Source organism: Vibrio sp. PBL-C16 (assembly GCF_034321865.1).
GTDB lineage: Bacteria > Pseudomonadota > Gammaproteobacteria > Enterobacterales > Vibrionaceae > Vibrio > Vibrio alginolyticus.
Map to the genome: position 1 here is coordinate 127,303 of NZ_JAXLNY010000002.1, position 22,337 is coordinate 149,639.

The 22,337-nt window shown below is 46.1% G+C and carries 18 protein-coding genes; 15 read left to right on the top strand and 3 right to left on the bottom strand.

Going from position 1 to position 22,337, the window contains the following annotated elements; translation table 11 throughout:
- Nucleotides 1-41: 41 nt before the first annotated feature.
- From hflK to UQW94_RS08805, 3 genes are all read left to right on the top strand, one after another.
- Nucleotides 42-1,247, top strand: coding sequence for an FtsH protease activity modulator HflK (hflK, locus tag UQW94_RS08795; protein WP_005381381.1), 1,206 nt, complete (start codon nt 42-44; stop codon nt 1,245-1,247).
- Between the two features lie 2 nt (nt 1,248-1,249).
- Nucleotides 1,250-2,230, top strand: a complete 981-nt coding sequence (hflC, locus tag UQW94_RS08800) for a protease modulator HflC (RefSeq protein ID WP_005381382.1) — start codon at nt 1,250-1,252, stop codon at nt 2,228-2,230.
- A 107-nt stretch (nt 2,231-2,337) separates the two neighbouring features.
- Nucleotides 2,338-3,542 (top strand): IS3 family transposase gene (locus UQW94_RS08805; protein ID WP_086013821.1). Its coding sequence is split into 2 segments (ribosomal slippage): nt 2,338-2,689 and nt 2,689-3,542, totalling 1,206 coding nucleotides; the frame shifts between segments, so codons are not numbered across the junction.
- 45 nt (nt 3,543-3,587) lie between these two features.
- Here UQW94_RS08805 and UQW94_RS08810 read toward each other — a convergent pair.
- Nucleotides 3,588-3,773, bottom strand: a complete 186-nt coding sequence (locus UQW94_RS08810; protein ID WP_005381383.1) for a DUF2065 domain-containing protein — start codon at nt 3,771-3,773, stop codon at nt 3,588-3,590.
- 172 nt (nt 3,774-3,945) lie between these two features.
- On the opposite strand from UQW94_RS08810, the gene UQW94_RS08815 reads away from it, so the two are divergent.
- Together UQW94_RS08815 and motX are read left to right on the top strand one after the other, a co-directional pair.
- The gene (locus UQW94_RS08815) at nt 3,946-5,262 is read left to right on the top strand and encodes an adenylosuccinate synthase (protein ID WP_005387946.1); all 1,317 of its coding nucleotides are present in this window, start codon (nt 3,946-3,948) and stop codon (nt 5,260-5,262) included.
- A gap of 216 nt (nt 5,263-5,478) precedes the next feature.
- Nucleotides 5,479-6,114 (top strand): flagellar protein MotX, encoded by a 636-nt coding sequence (gene motX, locus UQW94_RS08820; protein WP_167415495.1) that lies wholly within the window; start codon nt 5,479-5,481, stop codon nt 6,112-6,114.
- An 80-nt stretch (nt 6,115-6,194) separates the two neighbouring features.
- On the opposite strand, the gene hmpA is transcribed toward motX, so the two are convergent.
- The gene (hmpA, locus tag UQW94_RS08825) at nt 6,195-7,379 is read right to left on the bottom strand and encodes an NO-inducible flavohemoprotein (RefSeq protein ID WP_213968942.1); all 1,185 of its coding nucleotides are present in this window, start codon (nt 7,377-7,379) and stop codon (nt 6,195-6,197) included.
- A 157-nt stretch (nt 7,380-7,536) separates the two neighbouring features.
- Here hmpA and nsrR point away from each other — a divergent pair, with 157 nt between their 5' ends.
- The 5 genes from nsrR to trpS all read left to right on the top strand — a co-directional run bounded on the left by nsrR (nt 7,537) and on the right by trpS (nt 13,326).
- A complete protein-coding gene (nsrR, locus tag UQW94_RS08830) occupies nt 7,537-7,962 on the top strand; it encodes a nitric oxide-sensing transcriptional repressor NsrR (protein ID WP_017633731.1) in 426 nt (141 codons plus the stop codon).
- 115 nt (nt 7,963-8,077) lie between these two features.
- Complete coding sequence (gene rnr, locus UQW94_RS08835) at nt 8,078-10,585, top strand: ribonuclease R (RefSeq protein ID WP_213968941.1); 2,508 nt, start codon at nt 8,078-8,080, stop codon at nt 10,583-10,585.
- Between the two features lie 67 nt (nt 10,586-10,652).
- Nucleotides 10,653-11,396, top strand: a complete 744-nt coding sequence (gene rlmB, locus UQW94_RS08840; protein ID WP_213968940.1) for a 23S rRNA (guanosine(2251)-2'-O)-methyltransferase RlmB — start codon at nt 10,653-10,655, stop codon at nt 11,394-11,396.
- Nucleotides 11,397-11,506: 110 nt separating this feature from the next.
- Nucleotides 11,507-12,193 (top strand): phosphoglycolate phosphatase, encoded by a 687-nt coding sequence (locus UQW94_RS08845; protein WP_213968939.1) that lies wholly within the window; start codon nt 11,507-11,509, stop codon nt 12,191-12,193.
- Between the two features lie 116 nt (nt 12,194-12,309).
- Nucleotides 12,310-13,326 carry a tryptophan--tRNA ligase gene (gene trpS / locus UQW94_RS08850; protein WP_005381398.1) on the top strand — a complete coding sequence of 339 codons (1,017 nt, stop codon included), beginning with the start codon at nt 12,310-12,312 and terminating at the stop codon, nt 13,324-13,326.
- A gap of 57 nt (nt 13,327-13,383) precedes the next feature.
- On the opposite strand, the gene UQW94_RS08855 is transcribed toward trpS, so the two are convergent.
- The gene (locus UQW94_RS08855; RefSeq protein WP_005381401.1) at nt 13,384-13,758 is read right to left on the bottom strand and encodes a hypothetical protein; all 375 of its coding nucleotides are present in this window, start codon (nt 13,756-13,758) and stop codon (nt 13,384-13,386) included.
- Between the two features lie 543 nt (nt 13,759-14,301).
- Here UQW94_RS08855 and UQW94_RS08860 point away from each other — a divergent pair.
- From UQW94_RS08860 to astD, 5 genes are all read left to right on the top strand, one after another.
- Nucleotides 14,302-17,256 (top strand): ExeM/NucH family extracellular endonuclease, encoded by a 2,955-nt coding sequence (locus tag UQW94_RS08860; protein WP_322142200.1) that lies wholly within the window; start codon nt 14,302-14,304, stop codon nt 17,254-17,256.
- Between the two features lie 189 nt (nt 17,257-17,445).
- On the top strand, nt 17,446-18,033 hold the full coding sequence (locus UQW94_RS08865) for an aminodeoxychorismate/anthranilate synthase component II (protein WP_033907164.1): 588 nt from the start codon (nt 17,446-17,448) through the stop codon (nt 18,031-18,033).
- Between the two features lie 361 nt (nt 18,034-18,394).
- Nucleotides 18,395-19,606: an aspartate aminotransferase family protein gene (locus UQW94_RS08870; RefSeq protein ID WP_005381420.1), complete on the top strand. Its 1,212-nt coding sequence runs from the start codon at nt 18,395-18,397 to the stop codon at nt 19,604-19,606.
- A 109-nt stretch (nt 19,607-19,715) separates the two neighbouring features.
- Nucleotides 19,716-20,735 carry an arginine N-succinyltransferase gene (gene astA, locus UQW94_RS08875; protein ID WP_005381422.1) on the top strand — a complete coding sequence of 340 codons (1,020 nt, stop codon included), beginning with the start codon at nt 19,716-19,718 and terminating at the stop codon, nt 20,733-20,735.
- A gap of 28 nt (nt 20,736-20,763) precedes the next feature.
- On the top strand, nt 20,764-22,221 hold the full coding sequence (gene astD / locus UQW94_RS08880; protein WP_005381424.1) for a succinylglutamate-semialdehyde dehydrogenase: 1,458 nt from the start codon (nt 20,764-20,766) through the stop codon (nt 22,219-22,221).
- Nucleotides 22,222-22,337: the final 116 nt, after the last annotated feature.

The following is a 22,337-nucleotide window of genomic DNA, read 5'->3' on the forward strand; positions in this document are numbered from 1 at the left end:
CTGCTACAGTATAACGTCATATCAAATGATGGAGCTTTCTAATGGCGTGGAATGAGCCTGGAAATAACAACGGCAACAATGGCCGCGATAATGACCCTTGGGGTAATAATAATCGTGGTGGCCAGCGTCCTGGTGGCCGAGATCAAGGTCCGCCAGATTTAGATGAAGTGTTCAACAAACTGAGTCAAAAGCTGGGCGGCAAGTTTGGTAAAAAAGGCGGCGGTGGTTCTCCAATCGGCGGCGGTGGTGGTAGTGCAATTGGCTTTGGCGTGATTGCTCTGATTGCTGTTGCGGTTTGGTTTTTCGCTGGTTTTTACACCATCGGTGAAGCAGAGCGTGGTGTTGTACTGCGTTTAGGTAAATACGATCGTATCGTAGACCCAGGTCTTAACTGGCGTCCTCGCTTTATTGATGAGTACGAAGCGGTAAACGTACAAGCGATTCGTTCACTACGTGCATCTGGTCTAATGCTGACTAAAGATGAAAACGTTGTAACAGTTGCGATGGATGTTCAGTACCGAGTGACTGACCCATACAAATACTTGTACCGTGTAACCAATGCAGACGACAGCTTGCGTCAAGCAACGGATTCTGCACTACGTGCAGTAATTGGTGACTCATTGATGGATAGCATTCTAACCAGTGGTCGTCAGCAAATTCGTCAAACTACGCAAGAAACACTGAACCAAATCATTGATAGCTATGATATGGGTCTGGTACTTGTTGATGTGAACTTCCAGTCTGCTCGTCCACCAGAGCAAGTGAAAGATGCGTTTGATGATGCAATCGCAGCACGTGAGGACGAAGAGCGTTTCATTCGTGAAGCTGAAGCATACAAGAACGAAATCTTGCCTAAGGCAACGGGTCGTGCAGAGCGTTTGAAGAAAGAAGCACAAGGTTACAATGAGCGTGTCACTAACGAGGCTCTTGGTCAGGTAGCACAGTTCGAAAAACTACTACCAGAATACCAAGCAGCGCCTGGTGTAACGCGTGATCGTCTGTACATTGACGCAATGGAAGAGGTGTACTCAAGCACTTCGAAAGTGTTGATTGACTCGGAATCAAGCGGCAATCTTCTTTACCTTCCAATCGATAAGTTGGCGGGACAAGAGGGCAAAGCAGATACCAAACGTAAATCGAAGTCATCTTCAACCTATGATCAAATTCAACTTGAGTCTGATCGTACACAAGAAGACACTTCGAACTCGCAGTCTCGTTCAACAGGTTCACGTCAAGGGAGATACTAAGAATGCGTAAGTTAATGATCCCTGTACTGGTAATCGCACTGGCATTAATGTTGATGTCTTTGTTTGTGATTCCTGAAGGTGAGCGCGGTATCGTGGTTCGATTTGGTCGTGTCTTGAAAGACAACAACGACATCACTCGAATTTACGAGCCTGGTCTGCATTTCAAGATGCCTTTGTTTGACCGTGTGAAACAACTTGATGCACGTATCCAAACAATGGATGGCCGTGCAGACCGTTTCGTAACGTCTGAGAAAAAAGACGTTATCATTGATACCTACGTGAAGTGGCGTATTGAAGATTTTGGTCGCTACTACCTCGCGACTGGCGGTGGTAACTCGCTAACGGCAGAGGCACTACTTGAGCGTAAAGTGACGGACGTGCTTCGTTCTGAAATCGGTGCTCGTGAAATCAAACAGATCGTATCTGGTCCACGTAACGATGATGTGCTACCAGAAGACGCAAGTGCCGATGTTGTCGCAACTGAAGCGGCTCGTGAGGCGCTTGAGATTGATGGTGAACGCGACCTAATCATGTCTGAAGTATTGAAAGACACGCGTGAAAGCGCAATGAAAGACTTGGGTGTTCGTGTCGTTGATTTCCGAATGAAGAAAATCAACCTGCCTGATGAAATCAGTGAGTCTATCTACCGTCGTATGCGTGCGGAGCGTGAGTCCGTTGCTCGTAAGCACCGTTCTCAAGGTCGTGAAAAGGCGGAAGTTATTCGTGCTCAAGCAGAACTAGAAGTAGCAACTATTCTAGCTGAAGCTGATAAAACTGCGCGTGTGACACGAGGTGAAGCGGATGCTGAGGCTGCGAAGATTTATGCTGAAGCGTACAACAAAGACCCTGAGTTCTTTAGCTTCCTACGCTCGCTACGTGCGTATGAGAAGTCCTTCAGCTCTAAGAGCGATATTCTGGTGCTTGATCCGAAGAGTGAGTTCTTCCAATACATGAACCAGTCGAAGGGCAGCATGGAGAAATAATCTCCGCGTCTCATTGAAATAAAAGGCTCCTTAGGGAGCCTTTTTTGTATCTGATGTTCCGTCCTAAATAAGGTTGACACTTTCCACACCCAAAATTGGAGAGTGTTATGAAATCAACAACTAAAAGAACTCAGCGCGATTACTCCCTCGCTTTTAAACTCACTGTAGTTGATGAGGTTGAAAAAGGAAGCCTCACTTACAAACAAGCCCAAGAGAAGTATGGCATCCAAGGTTGCTCTACGGTTTTGGTTTGGCTTCGTAAGCATGGTCGACTAGATTGGTCTAAAGGGACACCTAACTTTATGTCCAAAGGAGACTCTATGGCCGAGTTCAATTCACCTCCTACACCAGAGCAACGTATTAAAGAGCTTGAGAAGCAGCTCGAAGATGCTCAACTCAAAGCCGACTTCTTTGAAGCTGTCGTGAACGTTATGGAACGTGACTATGGTGTTAGAGTGACAAAAAAGCACAAAGAAGCGTTGTCCAAGAGAAAACCATAGTAGGTTTGAGCGTTACGAAGTTTTGTCAGTTAGTACAAATCTCTCGCCAAGCTTATTATAAGCAATGCCAAACTCAATCTCGTTGTGAACATCATGAGCATGCTGTCATTGGCTTTGTCCATGAAGTCAGGCTGAAGCAGCCACGCATTGGCACGCGTAAACTGAAGTTCTTAGCAGCAACAAAGGGCATTCAAATAGGTCGCGATAAGCTCTTTGAACTTCTCAGAAAGCATCGGCTGTTAGTGAGAGCAAGACGAGCCTATCACCGAACGACTGACAGCCGTCATCGATTTTTCTGTCACCCAAACAAAGTGAAAGATGGGCTGACACCAACGAAGCCAGAACAACTGTGGGTTGCTGATATTACTTACTTGCCAACTCAAAATGGAGAGAGTTATCTCAGCTTGGTTACAGACGCTTATTCAAGGAAGATTGTTGGTTTTTATGTGGATGACAACATGAAAACTCAATCAGTTAAGCGGGCATTTATCTCAGCTCTCAGGCAACGGCAGAGTGAAGAAAAGCTAATACACCACTCAGATAGAGGCTCACAATACTGTTCGAAGGAATATCAAGATATCCATAAGAAACATAGAGTGACTTGCTCAATGACAGACGGGTATGACTGTTATCAGAATGCTTTAGCTGAGCGTGTAAATGGGATACTCAAAATGGAGCTCTTGCTGAAGAAACCGAAAGATCTGAAAGAAGCAAGGACGATGGTAGCAGAGTCCGTAGATATCTATAATCAAATGAGGCCTCATACGGCTTTAAAATACAAAACGCCCGATGAAGTACATCGAGCGTTTTAGTTAAAAAGTGTCAACCCATATCAGGACGGGTCATGATGCTAAGTGCTAGCTCATCATGATAGCGATTACGGCTCCAGCAACTACTAGGCAGCCACCGATGCGTCGTAGCTGATTGTTGGGTTGTTCACTTAATTGAGCCACCATATTCCGCCAACCGTTAGGAGCAATCAGTGGCCCAATGCCTTCCACGATCAAGACGAGCCCAATCGCCAACCATATGGATTCAGACATAGCGCTTTCCAGTCGAATAGAGAAAGCTAAATACTATCAGTGATATGCTGATTTCAAAATGAACAAAGCGGCAAGATGACATTCTGGTAGCAACTCTGTGAACAAAAAATGACTGCAAGAAGCGTGATTCGGTGCTAGAATCCATTTTTAACTAGCAATCAGACTTGGAAAGATGGGAAATAACGTAGTCGTTCTAGGCACCCAATGGGGTGACGAAGGTAAAGGTAAAATCGTAGACCTTTTAACTGAAGATGCAAAATACGTGGTACGCTACCAAGGCGGTCACAACGCAGGTCACACTCTCGTAATTGACGGTGAAAAAACCGTTCTTCACTTAATTCCATCAGGTATCCTTCGCGATAACGTAAAATGTGTTATCGGTAACGGTGTTGTACTATCACCTGAAGCTCTACTTAAAGAAATGAAGCCTCTTGAAGAGCGCGGTATTCCAGTACGCGAGCGTCTTTTCATTTCTGAAGCATGTCCGCTAATTCTTCCTTACCACGTTGCAATGGACCAAGCTCGCGAAATCGCTCGCGGTAAAAAAGCTATCGGTACTACTGGTCGTGGTATCGGTCCAGCATACGAAGATAAAGTTGCTCGTCGCGGTCTACGCGTTGGCGACCTATTCGATATGGCGACTTTCGCAGAGAAGCTAAAAGAAGTCATGGAGTTCCATAACTTCCAACTAGTTAACTTCTACAAAGCGGAGCCAGTAAGCTACGAAGAAGTACTTGAGCAAGCTAAAGGCTACGCTGAACTACTAACGTCAATGGTTATCGACGTAACTGACGAACTAGACGCAGCACGTAAGCGCGGCGACAAGATCATGTTCGAAGGTGCACAAGGTACACTACTTGATATCGACCACGGTACTTACCCGTACGTAACGTCTTCTAACACGACTGCTGGTGGTGTTGCTGCAGGTTCTGGTTTTGGTCCTCGTCACATCGGTTACATCTTGGGTATCGCAAAAGCGTACTGTACTCGCGTTGGTGCTGGTCCATTCCCGACTGAACTATACGACGGTTTAGATAAGCAAGATCCAATTGGTAAGCACTTAGGTGAAGTTGGCCACGAGTTCGGTGCGACAACTGGTCGTCTACGTCGTACAGGTTGGTTCGATGCTGTTGCTATGCGTCGTGCAATCCAAATCAACTCTGTATCTGGTTTCTGTCTAACTAAACTAGACGTACTAGATGGTCTAGAAGAGTTAAAAATCTGTACTGGTTACAAGATGGAAGATGGCTCTGTGCTAGAAGTTTCTCCGATGGCTGCTGAAGCATTCGAAAAAGCAACGCCAATCTACGAAACAATGCCTGGTTGGTCTGAGAACACATTTGGTGCTAAGTCACTAGATGCTCTACCACAAGCAGCTCTTAACTACATCAAGCGTATTGAAGAGCTAACTGGCGTTCCAGTAGACATCATCTCTACAGGTCCTGACCGTAACGAAACTATCATCAAAGTTCACCCATTCGAAGCTTAATTGATAGCCGTTAAAGATTGCAAAAGCCGACCTTCTGGTCGGCTTTTTTGTATCTGAACAAAAACAGCGTGACTCTCATATGGCAAGCTTTTGCCGCTGAGCCTAAATCAGAGGCAAAAATTGTCTAAAGCTTAGCTGTTTTTTGCCGATAAGGTTATCAAGCAGAGGAGATCCTTCACCGATCTTTGGTTTCTTAGATACCTTAAGGGTACGTTTATGAAGTTACGAACAGTGGCTGCTTCACTGTTGTTGACCTTGGTTGCTACCACAGTGAAAGCCAATGTTGCTGATGTGGGGACACCAGTTCCGATCTATACCGAAGCAGAGCTGATAAAGCTTATTGAGCAAAATAAGCACTTACAACGTGTGCGCGCTGATAACTGCCAGCTGGTGGAGGATATCGTAGCTCGTGCGACTCGAATTAACTTACCCGCTTATGAATTTCTGTACGGAGATATGTTGGCTTGGGGGGTGTGTGTCGAGCAAGATGTCGAACTGGGTCTTTATTACATCGAAAATGCAGCGCATCAGGGGTTACCTGCTGCACTAGAGCAGATTGGCCGATACTATTCGCGTGGCACTTTAGTACAGCAAGATAAAGAACGTGCAATTCCATATTTGCGAGAAGCTGCGTCAATGGGAAACCTAAACGCGCGTATTCATCTGGCCGAGTTGCTTTTACGTGATTATGGCAGTCCACTCGATTACGAAGATGCGTATCGTTGGTTATATAACTCTGTCACAGCAGATAAGCGGCAGCATAAGCGCATAACTGTATTGAGAAACGGCCTTGAACAGCGCATGCCACAAAACGTTATTGCTCGAGCTAAACGGCGAGACACCTTTTGGTAACGCTTCAATATTGCAAACAACTTCATACAACAAAGCCCACGTCACGTGGGCTTTGTTGTTTTCCCGATAGTTGGTAGCGCTTAAACCACTTTGTGTGGACCGAAGCATTCGTAATGGAATTGCTCTTGTGGTACGCCAAGTTCTAATAGCTGTTTCGCTACGTGCTGCATAAATCCTACAGGGCCACAGAAGTACACCTGCACGTTATCTTGCTTTAATGCAGCTTCAATTTCATACAGATTGACAAAGCCCGTGAAGTGGAAGTCTTCACCTAGTTTGTCTTCTGCCGTTGGTTGGTTATACCAAATGAGTGCGTTCATATTTTCTTTTTCTGCAACGAGTTGGTTTACGTGTTGCTTGAAAGCATGCTGTTGGCCATTTTCTGTTGCATGAACCCAAGTTACAGGTGCTTGATGTGCTGAGAGACTTTCTAGCATTGACAGCGTTGGAGTAAGTCCCACACCAGCAGAAATTAGAACAACGGGTGTTTGTGGTTCGGCATCCATAAAGAAATCACCGGCAGGGGCCGCAAGCTGCACTTTTTCGCCAATGTTCAGGCTATCGTGCAGGTAGTTCGACACCTTTCCGCCTTCTTCACGTTTTACTGAGATACGGTAAGTGTTCTCTTGGACCGCAGAAGACAGACTATATTGGCGAATTTCTTGGTTTTCTAACTGGTCACTGTTGATGTAGATGCCAAGGTATTGTCCCGGTTTATACGGCGCCACTTTTTGACCATCGGTTGGCTTGAATACAAAGCTGCAAATGTGTTCGCTCTCAATCTTTTTATCGACTAATTCAAATTCGCGTAGATCGCGCCAGCCGCCTTCCAAAGCTTCATTTTGTTGGTAAATTTGTTCTTCGCGCTGAATAAATACATTCGCAAGTACGCCGTAAGCCTCAGCCCAAGCATCCAACACCTCTTGACCTGGATTAAAAAGCTCATCGATTGTCGCAAGTAAATGCTTACCAACGATTTGGTACTGATCTTCTGTGATCAAAAAGCTCGTGTGCTTATGCGCAATTTTCTCTACTGCGCCAAGCAGAGCTGGCAAATTTTCAATATTGGCAGCATAGGCACAGATAGCGTTGAATAATGCTTCACGCTGATCGCCGTTACGCTGGTTACTCATGTTAAAAATATCTTTCAACTCAGGGTTATGAGTAAACATACGCTCGTAAAAGTGCGCGGTCAGTTTTGGTCCTGTTTCGGCGATGAGTGGTGCGGTCGCTTTGACGATCTCGATAGTTTGATTGCTGAGCATAAGGGCTTCCTACTTTAAGTTGTATTTATAATGCATGTTTAAAGTTGTATCTCAAATGTATCTTTCGATCAAGAAAAGATTTACACTTTTATCGATAGCTCAAGTTTGGGGTTTTAGCATCACCAGCGGGTTATTGAGTCGCACTTTGGGAGAGAATATGCAGTTAACTAGTTTCACTGATTATGCGTTGAGAACCTTAATTTTCTTGGCTTCGTTGCCGGAAGATGAGTTAACCAGCATTACCGAAGTGACGGATTTATTTGGTGTGTCGCGCAACCATATGGTTAAAGTTATCAATCGGTTAGGACAGTTGGGTTATGTCCATACCGTGCGCGGAAAAAACGGTGGTATCCGGCTGATGAAGCCAGCATCTGAAATCACAGTCGGTGGTGTTGTGCGCGATTTAGAGCCGTTAGATTTAGTCAACTGTGGTGTGGATTTTTGCCATATTACCCCTGCTTGCCGCCTCAAAGATAAATTGGCGAAAGCAAAAAGTGCCTTTCTGGCGGAGTTGGATAACTGCACGATTGAATCCTTGCTCAGTGACAATTCTGAACTTTTGATCTTGCTGGCTCGTCCTTAACTCATTTGCATGCCTAGAGTCGATCTCGATCATTCTTTTTTCAAAGCAATTCTGTAGCTTATCGAGAGACTCAGATATACTAGCCATATACCTTCCTTGCTAGATAGGCGTGCCTATGTCAGACAATATTCCAAACGATCCTTTTGCAGATCGTGAATCCAAAAATTACGAAAATCCAATTCCAAGCCGAGAGTTTATCATCGAGTTTCTAGAGCAAGCGGGCGTTCCAATGAATCGTAACGACTTGTTTGAGGCACTAAAGCTTGAGGGCGAAGAGCAATACGAAGGGTTGCGTCGTCGGCTACGTGCGATGGAGCGAGATGGCCAACTGGTGTTTACCCGCCGTCAGTGCTATGCATTGCCTGAAAAACTTGAAATGGTGAAAGGTTACGTGATTGGTCATCGTGATGGCCATGGTTGGGTACGTCCAGAAGGCAGCGTCGGCAAGGATGATGATATTCTGTTACCGCACCATCAGATGAAGAACATCATCCACGGTGATTTTGTCTTAGTGCAACCGACAGACAACAGCAAGCGCGGCCGCCGTGAAGGACGTTTGGTGCGTGTGCTAGAGGAGCGCAATGATCAAATCGTTGGTCGTTTCTTCCTTGAATATGGATACTCCTATGTTGTCCCAGATGACTCGCGTATCAGCCAAGATATCCTGATCCCAAATGAGCACAAAGCGGGTGCACGCATGGGTAACGTAGTCGTAATTGAAATTACTGATCGTGGCTCACGCTCACGCGGCATGATGGGTAAAGTGGTTGAAGTCCTTGGTGAAAACATGGCACCAGGTATGGAAACACAAATTGCGATTCGTACACACCAAATCCCTCACGAATGGCCAGAAGCCGTCGATAAACAAATCGAAAACTTAGGCGAAGAAGTACCAGAAGAAGCGAAAGTTGGTCGTGTGGATCTACGTGATTTGCCACTAGTGACCATTGACGGCGAAGACGCACGAGACTTTGATGACGCCGTTTACTGTGAAAAGAACAAAGAAGGTGGTTGGCGTTTATGGGTAGCGATTGCTGACGTCAGTTACTACGTTCGTCCTGACTCTGCGTTGGACAAAGAAGCGATCAATCGTGGTAACTCAGTATATTTCCCGTCGCAAGTTGTGCCGATGTTGCCAGAAGTACTATCGAACGGCCTATGTTCGCTCAACCCGCAAGTAGATCGCTTGTGTATGGTGTGCGAAATGACCATTTCTGATACCGGTAAGCTGTCTGGTTACAAGCATTACGAGGCGGTGATGAACTCGCACGCTCGTCTCACATATAGCAAAGTGAACGCGATTCTAGAAGGGGATGAAGAACTACGTGAGCGCTACCAGCCGCTTGTTTCTCATCTAGAAGAGTTGCACAAGATGTACAAAGTGCTGAAAGAAGCACGAGATCAACGCGGTGCAATCGAATTTGAAACCGTTGAAACCAAATTTATTTTCAATGCGGAACGTAAAATCGAAAGTATTGAGCCAGTAATTCGTAATGACGCGCATAAGATCATCGAAGAATGTATGATTTTAGCCAACATTGCTTCGGCATCGCTGGTAGAAAAAGCGAAAGAGCCCGCGCTTTATCGTATCCACGAATCTCCAGGTGAATTACGCCTGCAAGGTTTCCGTGACTTCTTAAGTGAACTTGGTCTTGAGCTAAAAGGTGGTTTAGAGCCTTCACCAACGGACTATGCTGATCTCGCACGTCAAATCTCCGGGCGTCAAGATCAAGAGTTGATTCAGACCATGCTGCTACGCTCAATGAAGCAAGCGGTATACAACGCAGATAACGCGGGGCACTTTGGGTTGGCATTGAAACGCTATGCGCACTTTACGTCGCCAATTCGTCGTTACCCTGACTTGTTACTTCACCGTGCAATCAAGTATCTGATTGCTAAAGAAGAAGGGCGTAATCAAGATCGCTGGACACCAACAGGTGGCTATCATTACTCGTTTGACGACATGGATTTTTACGGCGAACAATGTTCGATGACAGAGCGCCGTGCTGATGATGCAACACGTGATGTTGCGGATTGGCTGAAGTGTGAATATATGCAAGACCACGTCGGTGACGAACTAGACGGTGTTATTGCTAATGTCACTAGCTTTGGCTTCTTTGTACGTTTAACGGATTTGCACATCGATGGTTTGGTACATATTTCTACCCTTGCGAACGACTACTATCAATTTGACCCGATTGGTCAACGACTTATTGGTGAAAGTTTCGGTAACATCTACCGCTTAGGTGATGCAGTAAAAGTAAAAGTACTGGCTGTTAACCTCGATGATAAGCAAATTGACTTTGAATTGGTCGAAACAAGTCGTAAGCTACGCGGCGAAGGTAAGACTGCGAAGAAACGCGCAGCGGAAGCAAAACGCAAAGCGAAAGATAAAAAACGCGCTGCGACTCGCTCTTCATCGAAAGAAGGTGGCGCGGCTCGTGCAGTTCCTGCGATAGAGCCAACTAAACGCCCAGAAGAAACGGGCGCAACGAGTAAGCGTTATGGCCCAAAACGTGGTGACGCCGAAGGCAACGAGAAGCCTAAAGTGAAAAAAGCACGTAAAAAGAAGCCGCACAGTAAGCCGAAGAAAACCAAGCGCACTAAAAAAGAAGCGCAGTAGGTTGAAGCGCCAACTTAGTTCAAACTTGGTTGGCGCAGGCAATACGACCAGAACAACAGGTTAAACAATGAGTAACGAATTTATCTACGGCATTCACGCAGTGAAGGCGGTATTGGAGCGCGAACCAGAGCGTTTTGTCGAGGCGTACGTTTTAAAAGGTCGTCAAGATGATCGCCTAATGCCAATCCTAAATGATCTTCAGGTTTGTGGTGTTTCTATTCAGCAGATGACACGTAAAACCTTGGATGACAAAGCGCGCGGTGCAAATCACCAAGGCATCATCGCTCGTGTGAAACCAGCGAAGCAGCTGAATGAGAACGATATAGATGACATCCTGGCGCAGCACGAATCACCACTGCTATTAGTGTTAGACGGAGTGACCGATCCACACAATCTTGGTGCGTGTTTACGTAACGCAGATGCGGCAGGTGCTGCGGCGATCATCGTACCGAAAGATCGTTCTGCGCCAATGAATGCGACGGTAAGTAAAGTCGCTTGTGGTGCAGCTGAAGTCGTGCCATTGATCCGAGTGACTAACTTGGCTCGTACTATGCGTACATTGCAAGAGAAAGGCATCTGGTTTGTTGGTACTGCGGGTGAAGCAACGCACGACATCTACCAAGCCAAACTGACTGGACCCCTTGCTATCGTAATGGGGGCAGAAGGTGACGGTATGCGTCGTCTGACTCGTGAAACCTGCGACGATTTGATTAAGATCCCAATGGCTGGTAGCGTTTCAAGCTTGAACGTATCTGTAGCATCCGGCATCTGTTTGTTTGAGGCAGTTCGTCAGCGTATTGCTGCAAAGTAACGACGAAACAAACAGTTACTGTAGAATCAGACATAATGATAAAAACAAAGGATGGGGTGCCATCCTTTGTCGTTTTCACCGATTTATAAATAAAAATCCTCAGGGAAGTTATGACTCAACAAGACATTAAATTCATCGCCTTCGATCTAGATGGTACTTTGCTTGATAGCGTGCCAGATCTAGCTGTCGCGGCAGACCAAGCAGTACAGGCGCTTGGCTTTCCATCGGTTTCAGAAGAACAAGTTCGTGATTACGTGGGTAACGGTGCAGACGTGCTTATTGGTCGCTCACTAAGCCAAAGCCTGACCATCAACCCGGAGCTGAGTGAAGAGCTTCGTGCTAAAGCGCGTGTATTGTTTGATGATTACTACGAGCAAAGCGGTCACAAGCTAAGTCACCTTTACCCAACGGCAAAAGAGACACTAGCAGAGCTGCATAAAGCGGGTTTTGTTATGGCGTTGGTGACCAACAAACCTTCAAAGTTTGTGCCTGACGTTTTGGAAAAGCACGACATCGCAAAATACTTCGTTGATGTTCTTGGCGGTGATGCATTCCCAGAGAAAAAACCAAACCCAGTCGCACTGAATTGGCTGATGGAAAAACACCAAATCCAACCTAGTGAAATGCTGATGGTTGGCGACTCGAAAAACGACATTCTTGCAGCGAAGAACGCAGGTTGCGCCTCATTTGGTCTGACATATGGTTACAACCACGGTGAACCTATTTCTGCATCAAATCCAGATTTCGTCGCTGACAGTTTGGCAGAATTATTGGACGTTGTAGCGGTTTCTGCATAACGGCTACAAAAGAGCTTCCAAAATACTCGTTAATGAGTACACTGAGTAAACCGTGCACCTATTACTGCACGGTTTTTTTCATTTAATTAGATTAAGAAGTCAAAGGAATCATTCTAATGAGCAAACCCATTGTATTGAGTGGTGTTCAACCTTCAGGTGAACTAAGTATCGGTAACTACTTGGGTGCTCTACGTCAATGGCAGCAGATGCAAGACGATTATGATTGCCAATATTGTGTGGTAGACCTTCACGCGATTACGGTTCGTCAGGACCCTAAAGCGCTGCATGAAGCAACTCTAGACGCACTGGCAATTTGTCTGGCTGTTGGTGTTGACCCGAAGAAGAGCACGCTATTTGTTCAGTCACATGTACCAGAGCATGCTCAATTAGGTTGGCTTCTTAACTGCTACACTCAAATGGGTGAGCTGAGCCGTATGACTCAGTTTAAAGACAAATCGGCACGTTACGCGAATGACGTAAACGTCGGTCTATTTGACTACCCGGTGTTGATGGCGGCTGACATTTTGCTTTACGGTGCACACCAAGTACCTGTAGGCAGTGACCAGAAGCAACATCTAGAATTAGCGCGCGATATCGCAACGCGTTTCAACAATATTTACTCGCCAGAGCAGCCAATCTTCCAAGTTCCAGAGCCTTACATTCCGACAGTAAATGCGCGTGTAATGAGCCTTCAAGACGCAACGAAGAAGATGTCTAAATCTGATGACAACCGTAAGAACGTTATCACGCTGCTGGAAGAGCCTAAGTCGATCCTTAAGAAGATCAACAAAGCGCAAACCGATACCGAAACGCCACCAAGTATCCGTCATGATATCGAGAACAAGGCGGGCATTGCTAACCTAATGGGTCTGTACTCTGCGGCGACAGGCATGAGCTTCGAAGAGATTGAAGCGAAGTACCAAGGCGTAGAAATGTATGGCCCATTTAAGAAAGATGTTGGTGAGGCAGTTGTAGCAATGCTTGAGCCAATTCAAGCAGAATATCACCGTATTCGCGCTGATCGTGCTTACATGGACGAGGTAATGCAGCAAGGTGCTGAGAAAGCCTCGGCACGAGCGGCTGAAACGCTTAAGAAAGCATACGAAGCAGTAGGTTTTGTAGCTCGCCCATAGTCGCTAAGAACGAATACGAAAAAGCTCCACTTTGGTGGAGCTTTTTTTATGCCTGTATTACTGAAATGGCGTGTCTTTCATACAGCGTTCCATGTCGTAATATTCAACACGTCCTCGAGCCCCTAGAAAGGCAGACTTCACAACCATGCCTCTATCAATGAAGTAACTAAGCTGTACGCATGATATATCGTAGCTGAGTTCTTTAATTCTCGCTGGAATCCAGTAGGTTCCTGGCGTTCTTAGACGCTGAGTAAAGGTAATAACACCCTCGTCACTGACTTCTAGCTCTTCAATACCATCCAGTTCATTTTTGGCTGATTCGATGATGTCTTGATTCGCCGTAGGTTGAAGTGGCTCACTGGCGGTCAACTGACACCCCGCTATCAAGCCAAGTAGGGAGAGAGCTAGCACACTGCGTTGAATTTTTTTCATTTGTCGTTCCTGGGTTTACAGCTAATGAGATCTTATTGTCTCGCGCAGGTGTTATATCTTTTGTGTATGTTTTTGGCTAGTGAGTAATGAAAAGTTATTGAATAAATCATGAAAACTTTGAAGTATGAGGGGCCTATATAAGAGAGAACGAAGCGAGTAATAGATTCTTGGGCTTGAACAGTGATACAAGTGAAAATTAAAGCATTCTAAATTAGTGACTAATTATATTTTTATTTGTAACAGGAACGGTTGGATTAATAAGCAACTCAACAAGTGATGTATTTTCTACTCCTTAACATGAAGTGAAAAAGTAAACTGAGTAATCAATCTAAATTCTGACTTGTTTATCAATAGCGCTCTGTATTTATTACAAAAAATGTTTGAATGGGATGCTCTGGCATATTTTCTTATATTCACATGTGATTCATTTCACGGCTTTAATTACTCATTCTTATTTATTTCATAAATAAACCTGATAGTAGACGCAAATGGCAGGCTCTAACCAGAGCTAAGTTTGCATTTACATAAATATCAGGTATGACAATGGACACGTTAATCAAACCCTCAATACTCGCATTAACCATCGCCAGTGCACTTAGTGCAAACGCGAACGCAGAGATTATTATTTCCCAATACGTAGAAGGCGGCGCTTATAATAAAGCGGTAGAGATCGCTAATACGGGTGATACTGCGGTGACACTCACTGGCTACGAGTTGGCGAAATCATCAAACGGTGGTGGTACTTGGGGCAGCACATTCGACCTTAGCCAAGTGACGATACAAGCTAACCAAGTGTATGTACTGGCGCATGGTGACGCGAGCGATGCCATCAAAGCTGTCGCCGATATCACAGATAAAAGCGTTGCGAACTTTAACGGTGACGACCCGATCGCACTGCTTAAAGATGGTGAAGTGCACGACATCATCGGTATGATGGGTGACGTAGATTTTGGTAAAGACACCACATTAGTTCGTAACAGTGATGCACTAACCCCTTCTGCTACTTATGATGCATCTCAGTGGACGGCATTTGAGAAAGACAACATTGACGGCCTTGGTGAGCTAAATGCGACTGAGCCACCAGCACCATTCGCTTGTGAAGTCGACGGTCAGCAACCTAACTTCACTACCATCCAAGATATTCAAGGTGAAGGCGATACGTCTCCATTCATTGATGGTTACCCATACATTACTGACGAAGATCATTTCGTAACGGGTGTCGTGACTGCTGTTACCACTGGCCTAACCAAAGGTTTCTACCTACAAGCATTAGAAAGCGACAACAACGACAAGACCTCAGAAGGCTTGTTCATTCATACTGACGCGGCAGACACGGCGCTGAAAGCTGGTGACGTTGTTTGTGTGAAAGGTAAAGTTCAAGAGTATTACAGCAATACTCAGCTTGCTTCTGATGCTAACAGCTATGTGAAAACAGGCACCTCTGAAACCTCTCGAGTTACCGATCTTGTTATCAAAGAAGGTGAGACACTACGTGATGCGCTAGAGCGTCATGAAGGGATGCAAGTTGAGTTGACCTCGGCAAGTGACTTGTTTGTAACTCGCAACTTCTCTTACGACTACGATTCACGTCGTAACAATATGATGCTCTCTCATGAAGCGCCATTGTTAAAGCCGACTCAATTACACGCGGCAGAGAGCGATGCAGCCGTTGAGCTAGCAAAAGACAACGCAGCAAACCGCGTATACCTAGAATCAGATGGCAAAGCACCAAACGGCCAAATCCCATACTACCCAGATTTTGCTAAAGATGCAGACCAAGATGGCTCTTCAGAGCAGCACATTCGCCTTGGTTCTCGAGTAGAAGGTCTTCAGAGTGTCGTGGCTTACAGCTACAACGAATACCGCCTGATTGCGACCAATGAAGTCGATAACACCAACTTTGTGACTTCAGGTGAAGGCTTCGATGTGGCTCGTAAAGATGCCCCAGCGATTGCGGACTCAGATTTGCGTATTGCAAGCTTCAACGTACTGAACTACTTCAACTCCGTGGCTGACAGTGGCCATGAAAACCCAACCGGACAAAACCGTGGTGCGACTAACCTAGATGAGTTCCTGATCCAACAAGCGAAAATCGTTGCGGCGATGAACAAGATGGACGCTGACATCATTGGTTTGATGGAAGTGGAAAACAACGGCTTTGGTGATGGCAGTGCTATCCAAAACTTAGTTGATGCCCTAAATGCTGAGATTGATGACGCTGAAGATCATTACACGTATGTCGAAATCGAAGAGCAAGACAAATACCAAGACGAATACTTTGGCAGTGATGCGATCATGGTGGCGATTTTATATCGTGCTAACGCAGTAACGCCAAAAGACGCTGCAAAAGTGATCATCACGCCAGAGCAGCACATTGCAGAAAACACAATTACTCGTAAAGAGGGCACAGAAAGTAACCCTGCTTACGATAAGTACCAACGCCACAGTCTACTTCAGACCTTTACGGTGAAAGAGACGGGTGAAGATTTGTCTATTGTCGTAAACCACTTTAAGTCGAAAGGCTCTGAGTGTATTGAAGAGTGGATTGCTGGTGTAGAAGATTCTGAGCCAGCGGATCTGCAAGGCAACTGTAACAACTTCCGCGTTTCTGCTGCGCACGCAGTGGGTGAAGCGTTGAAAGAGGTGAAAGGCGATGTATTGCTCATGGGCGACCTCAATGCTTATGGCATGGAAGACCCACTTCTGACACTGACTGATTACTCGAAAGAGAAATACGGCCGTGACATTTATACTGCTGCTTACACAACCATTGGTGATGGTGAACTTCAAGTAGAGAAGACCAAAATTGAAAAAGGTTACGGTCTGCACAACTTAAACACGTTGCTGCACGGCACTGATACGTTTTCTTACACCTATTCGGGCGAGCTGGGTAATTTGGACCACGCATTGGCAAGCAGTAGCCTAGCGCAAAAAGTGGTAGCAATTGAAGATTGGCACATCAACTCACTAGAGAGTAACTTGTTCGAATACAGCAGCAAGTACACCGGTGATATGCCGAAGTACAAAGATGCGTTCTCTGCCTCTGACCACGATCCAGTGATCATCGCGATTGATTTACCAGATGATGACATCGATTTACCGAAAGCAGGTGACAACTTAGCCGTCGATGTCCGTTTACCACCAACGGCGGTTGTAGGTGATATTGTTACGGTGAACTTAACGCCATCCACACAAGCGGCTGCGGCAAGCAGCGATACGAAAGCTTACTCGGCTAGCCAAACTTTAGTTCAAGCTGATATTGATGCGCGTAGCGTGAATATTGAGTTTGAACAAACGCCAGAGCAAGGTAATTATCAGTTAGAAGAGAAAGTGACTGACTCGACAGGTAATATCGTGAAGTTTAGCTCTGTTCGTGATGTTTCAATGACGCAAACTGAAACTGGAACAGAAGGGTCGAAGGATTCAGATGGTGGTTCGTTTGGTTTTGGCGCGCTATTTGCGCTGCTAGGTCTCGGCTTATTCCGTCGTCGCCGCTAAGCGAATTTACTTTCTGACAAACAGTTCCTAAATAGCTGTAAAGACCAAAGGCCAGCCTATGCTGGCCTTTTTATTCAGCAAAAACTTGCCTTTCTTGCTTGGTATAGCAAAATACCGCCCTTGATTGTCACGAACGTGGCGATTCACTACGTAAGCATTGCCAAAACGGATTGGAGCAACCGACCCTTTATGTTGTTGATCATCGATAACTACGACTCTTTTACCTACAACCTTTACCAATACTTCTGCGAGCTTGGTGCAGACGTAAAGGTGGTGCGTAACGATGAAATCGATATCCAAGGCATTGAGGCGATCAACCCAACTCATTTGGTGATCTCGCCAGGGCCATGTACGCCGAACGAAGCAGGTATTTCACTGAAAGCGATAGAACACTTCGCTGGTAAGTTGCCGATCCTAGGAGTTTGTCTTGGTCATCAGGCGATTGCACAAGTGTTTGGAGGGGAAGTGGTACGTGCTCGACAAGTGATGCACGGCAAGACCTCACCAATTCGTCACAACGGTCGCAGTGTGTTTAAAAATCTGAATAACCCACTCACGGTAACCCGTTATCACTCTCTTGTGGTGAAAAACGGTACTTTACCCGACGTGTTTGAACTGACTGCATGGACAGAACTGCCTGACGGAAGCATGGATGAAATAATGGGTTACCAACATAAAACCTTGCCAATTGATGCGGTGCAATTCCACCCAGAATCAATCAAAACTGAGCAAGGTCACGAGTTGCTTGCGAACTTTTTAGCACGCAAAGCGATCTGATCGCGATCACTTTTCTTAACAAATCATTCATCTTTTTGCTGAGGTGAGCGGATTGCAAAACTATGCGATTCTCTCGAGTCTCTTTGTCTATTCATGTCTTTTTAAACCTTCTATCCCCTGTATTACATAACATTTATAAAAAATCACTTCTCTATTTTACTTTCTTGATGCATAAATAGTCATAAGCAGTGATTAATGGAAGTTACTTTCGAGAACGAAAAGAATAAATCACTATTGAAATGGTTAATTAAATGTAAATACAATGCCGCAATAGCTTAAATGCAAAACATTATTTGCTGGCAAAGAGAGCCGGTTAAATTCGCTTATCTGCTACGCATGCGGTATCAAGAAGGAATGTGCAATGACAACGGAAATTAAAGTAGAGCGCGGTTTATTCGATGAGGTAATGGTACCTTGCTATAACCCGATGGAAATGATCCCTGTTAAAGGTGAAGGTTCACGTGTTTGGGATCAGGAAGGTAATGAATACATCGACTTTGCTGGTGGTATTGCAGTGAGCTGTCTTGGCCATTGTCATCCAGTAATGGTAAACGCACTAACAGAGCAAGCTAACAAGCTTTGGCACTTAAGTAACGTTATGACGAACGAACCAGCCCTTCGTCTGGCGAAAAAGCTAACAGAAGTGAGTTTTGCTGAGCGAGTGTTCTTTGCTAACTCTGGCGCAGAAGCAAACGAAGCCGCTTTGAAGCTGGCACGTCGTTATGCAGCAGACGTTCATGGCACTGAGAAATCTGAAATCATTGCATTCAAACAAGGTTTCCACGGTCGTACATTCTTTACCGTAACGGTTGGTGGCCAAGCGGCATACTCTGACGGTTTCGGTCCTAAGCCAGGCGACGTGACACACCTTCCTTACAACGATATCGAAGCTTTACAAGCGCACATGTCTGATCGTACTTGTGCGGTCATGATGGAGCCACTACAAGGTGAAGGCGGCATCGTGCCACCAACGCCTGAGTTCGCTCAAGCGGTTCGCGAGCTGTGTGACAAACACAACGCCTTACTGATCTTCGATGAAGTGCAAACTGGTAATGGCCGAACAGGTAACTTCTACGCTTACCAAGGTTTAGGTATCACGCCAGATATTCTAAGTACTGCGAAATCACTTGGTGGCGGTTTCCCAATCGGTGCAATGCTAACGACAGCAAAATTGGCAGAGCACATGAAAGTGGGCACTCACGGTTCTACATATGGAGGTAACCCACTAGCGTGTGCGGTTGCAGAAGCGGTTGTAAATGAAGTCACTAAGCCAGAGGTTTTGGCTGGTGTACTAGAACGCGAAGCAATGTTCCGTGAAGGTCTAGAGAAGATCAACGCGAAGTACAACATCTTCTCAGAAGTGCGCGGTCAAGGCCTATTACTTGGCGCTGCACTAAATGAAGAATGGCAAGGCCGTGCGCGTGACGTGCTGGTTGCTGCAGGTAAACAAGGTCTCATGGTATTGGTTGCGGGTGCCAATGTCGTACGTTTCACACCATCACTCGTTATCACACAACAAGAAATTGAAGAAGGCTTGGCGAAACTGGATAAAGCGATCGCGACTTTAGTTTAAGCGCGATATCAGTTTAAACGTCAACGCAGACACCCCCGTCAAGGATCTCTGATGGGGGAATTGTTCCTACAATATAGTTAGGATCTTCTTGCATCTGGAGGGAGTATTGATGCTAGTAGTTCGCCCTATCGCGATGTCGGATTACGACGCACTGCACACTTGTGCGGTGGAGTCTGGTCACGGATTTACATCTCTACCGGTTAACGAAGAACTGTTAACCAATCGAATCAAACATTCAGAGTACAGCTTTGGTAAGCCAGATGTGGCAGAACCAGGCGATGAAGGCTACCTGATGGTTGGCTTTGACTCTGAAACGGGTGAGGTTGCGGGTACCACCGGAATCGAAGCATCTATCGGCTGGGATGTCCCATTTTACTCATATCACATTAGTAAAGTTGTGCACTCGTCGCCAAAGCTTGGCGTTAACAACGTCGTTAAACTGCTTACTTTTGGTAATAACTACACTGGTAACAGCGAAATTTGTACCTTGTTCTTGCGTGAGAAATTCCGCCAAGGTCTGAATGGTCGTCTAATGTCGAAGTGTCGTTTCCTAATGATGGCAGAGCACCCAGAGCGCTTCTCTGAAACGATCTTTGCGGAGATGCGTGGCGTTTCAGACGACGAGGGTAATTCACCATTCTGGCAATGGCTTCAAGAGCATTTCTTCTCTATCGATTTCACTCTTGCAGATTACCTGACAGGTATCGGCAAGAAAGGCTTTATCGCCGACTTGATGCCGAAACTGCCTATTTACATCAATCTGCTCAGCCCAGAAGCGCAAGCCGTGATTGGTCAAGTACATGACAACACGCGTCCAGCGCTGAAGCTGCTTGAGCGTGAAGGTTTTACCAACCGAGGCTACGTCGACATCTTCGATGGTGGCCCAACGGTTGAGTGTGATCTGCGTAATATTGAGTCGGTACGTCATTCATTCCGCGCGCAAGTCAAAATCTCTGAACATTCCAGCACACAAGACTTCTTGATGTGTAATTCATCTTTCGAGAACTTCCGTGCGACAGTCACTAAGGCGGCGTATGACGCAGAGACACAGAGCGTAATGATCGCACCAGACGTTGCGGATGCACTTTCGGTTGAAGAAGGGGATTTCGTTCGCCTTCTTCCGCAGTAACAGACGACAGAATTTAAGGATAGAAACAATGACACATTGGATTGCAGGTGAATGGGTACAAGGTCAGGGTGAAGCATTTACGTCTCTGTCGCCGTACAACCAAGAAGTGATCTGGCAAGGCAAAGGTGCAACGGCAGAGCAGGTGAACCAGGCGGTATCTGCAGCGCGTGAAGCGTTTATTGACTGGAAAAAGCGCCCATTTTCAGAGCGTGAGGCAATCGTGTTGGCTTTTGCGGAGAAAGTAAAAGAGAACAGCGAAAAAATCGCCGAAGTCATTGCCAAAGAAACTGGTAAGCCAATTTGGGAAACGCGCACTGAAGCAGCGGCAATGGCAGGTAAAATTGCCATTTCGATTCGCGCTTATCATGACCGCACTGGTGAGGCGAGCCGTGAAGCAGCAGGCAACCAAATCGTATTGCGCCACCGCCCATTGGGCGTGATGGCGGTGTTTGGTCCTTACAACTTCCCAGGCCACCTACCAAATGGTCACATTGTGCCTGCGCTACTGGCTGGTAACACGGTAGTCTTCAAACCGTCTGAGCAAACGCCATGGACGGGTGAATTGGCAATGAAGCTATGGGAAGAAGCCGGTCTGCCGAAAGGCGTGATTAACCTTGTTCAAGGCGCGAAAGAAACTGGTATCGCGCTCGCTGACGCAAAAGGCATCGATGGCGTACTGTTTACGGGTAGCGCAAATACGGGGCATGTATTACACCGTCAATTTGCGGGTCAACCGGGCAAGATGCTCGCACTAGAAATGGGTGGTAATAACCCGATGGTGATCTCTGATAAATATGGTGATTTGGATGCCACGGTTTACACCATCATCCAGTCAGCGTTTATCAGTGCTGGGCAGCGTTGTACGTGTGCTCGTCGTTTGTATGTGCCATTGGGTGAAAAAGGCGATGCGCTTATCACCAAACTCGTTGAAGCGACACGCAATATTCGCGTAGACCAACCATTTGCAGAACCTGCGCCATTTATGGGACCGCAAATTTCGGTCGCGGCAGCCAAGTTTATTCTTGATGCACAAGCTAATCTACAGTCTCTTGGCGGTGAAAGCTTGATTGAAGCGAAAGCAGGAGAGGCGGCGTTTGTTTCTCCAGGCATCATTGATGTAACGAACATTGCTGAGTTACCAGATGAAGAGTACTTCGGCCCACTTCTGCAAGTGGTGCGCTACGAAGGATTAGACAAAGCCGTGGCGCTAGCAAACGATACGCGCTTTGGCTTATCTGCTGGTTTGGTTTCAACCGACGACCAAGAATGGGAATACTTCGTTGACCACATTCGTGCAGGAATCGTGAACCGTAACCGCCAGCTTACTGGGGCAAGCGGTGATGCGCCATTTGGTGGTCCGGGGGCGTCGGGTAACTTGCGCCCAAGCGCTTACTACGCAGCAGATTACTGTGCGTACCCAATGGCATCAATGGAAGGTCAAGAGACTGTCTTGCCTGCAACATTGAGTCCAGGTGTAGCGCTATAAGTTTTAATAATAGAGTCGCAACTATGCATTGCGGCTCACCTTGCCGGCGCATCATTTAGGTATGGGTTGTAGTGATCGTTGGCAGAACACGAAAAGTGAGCAAAGACTCGGAAAAG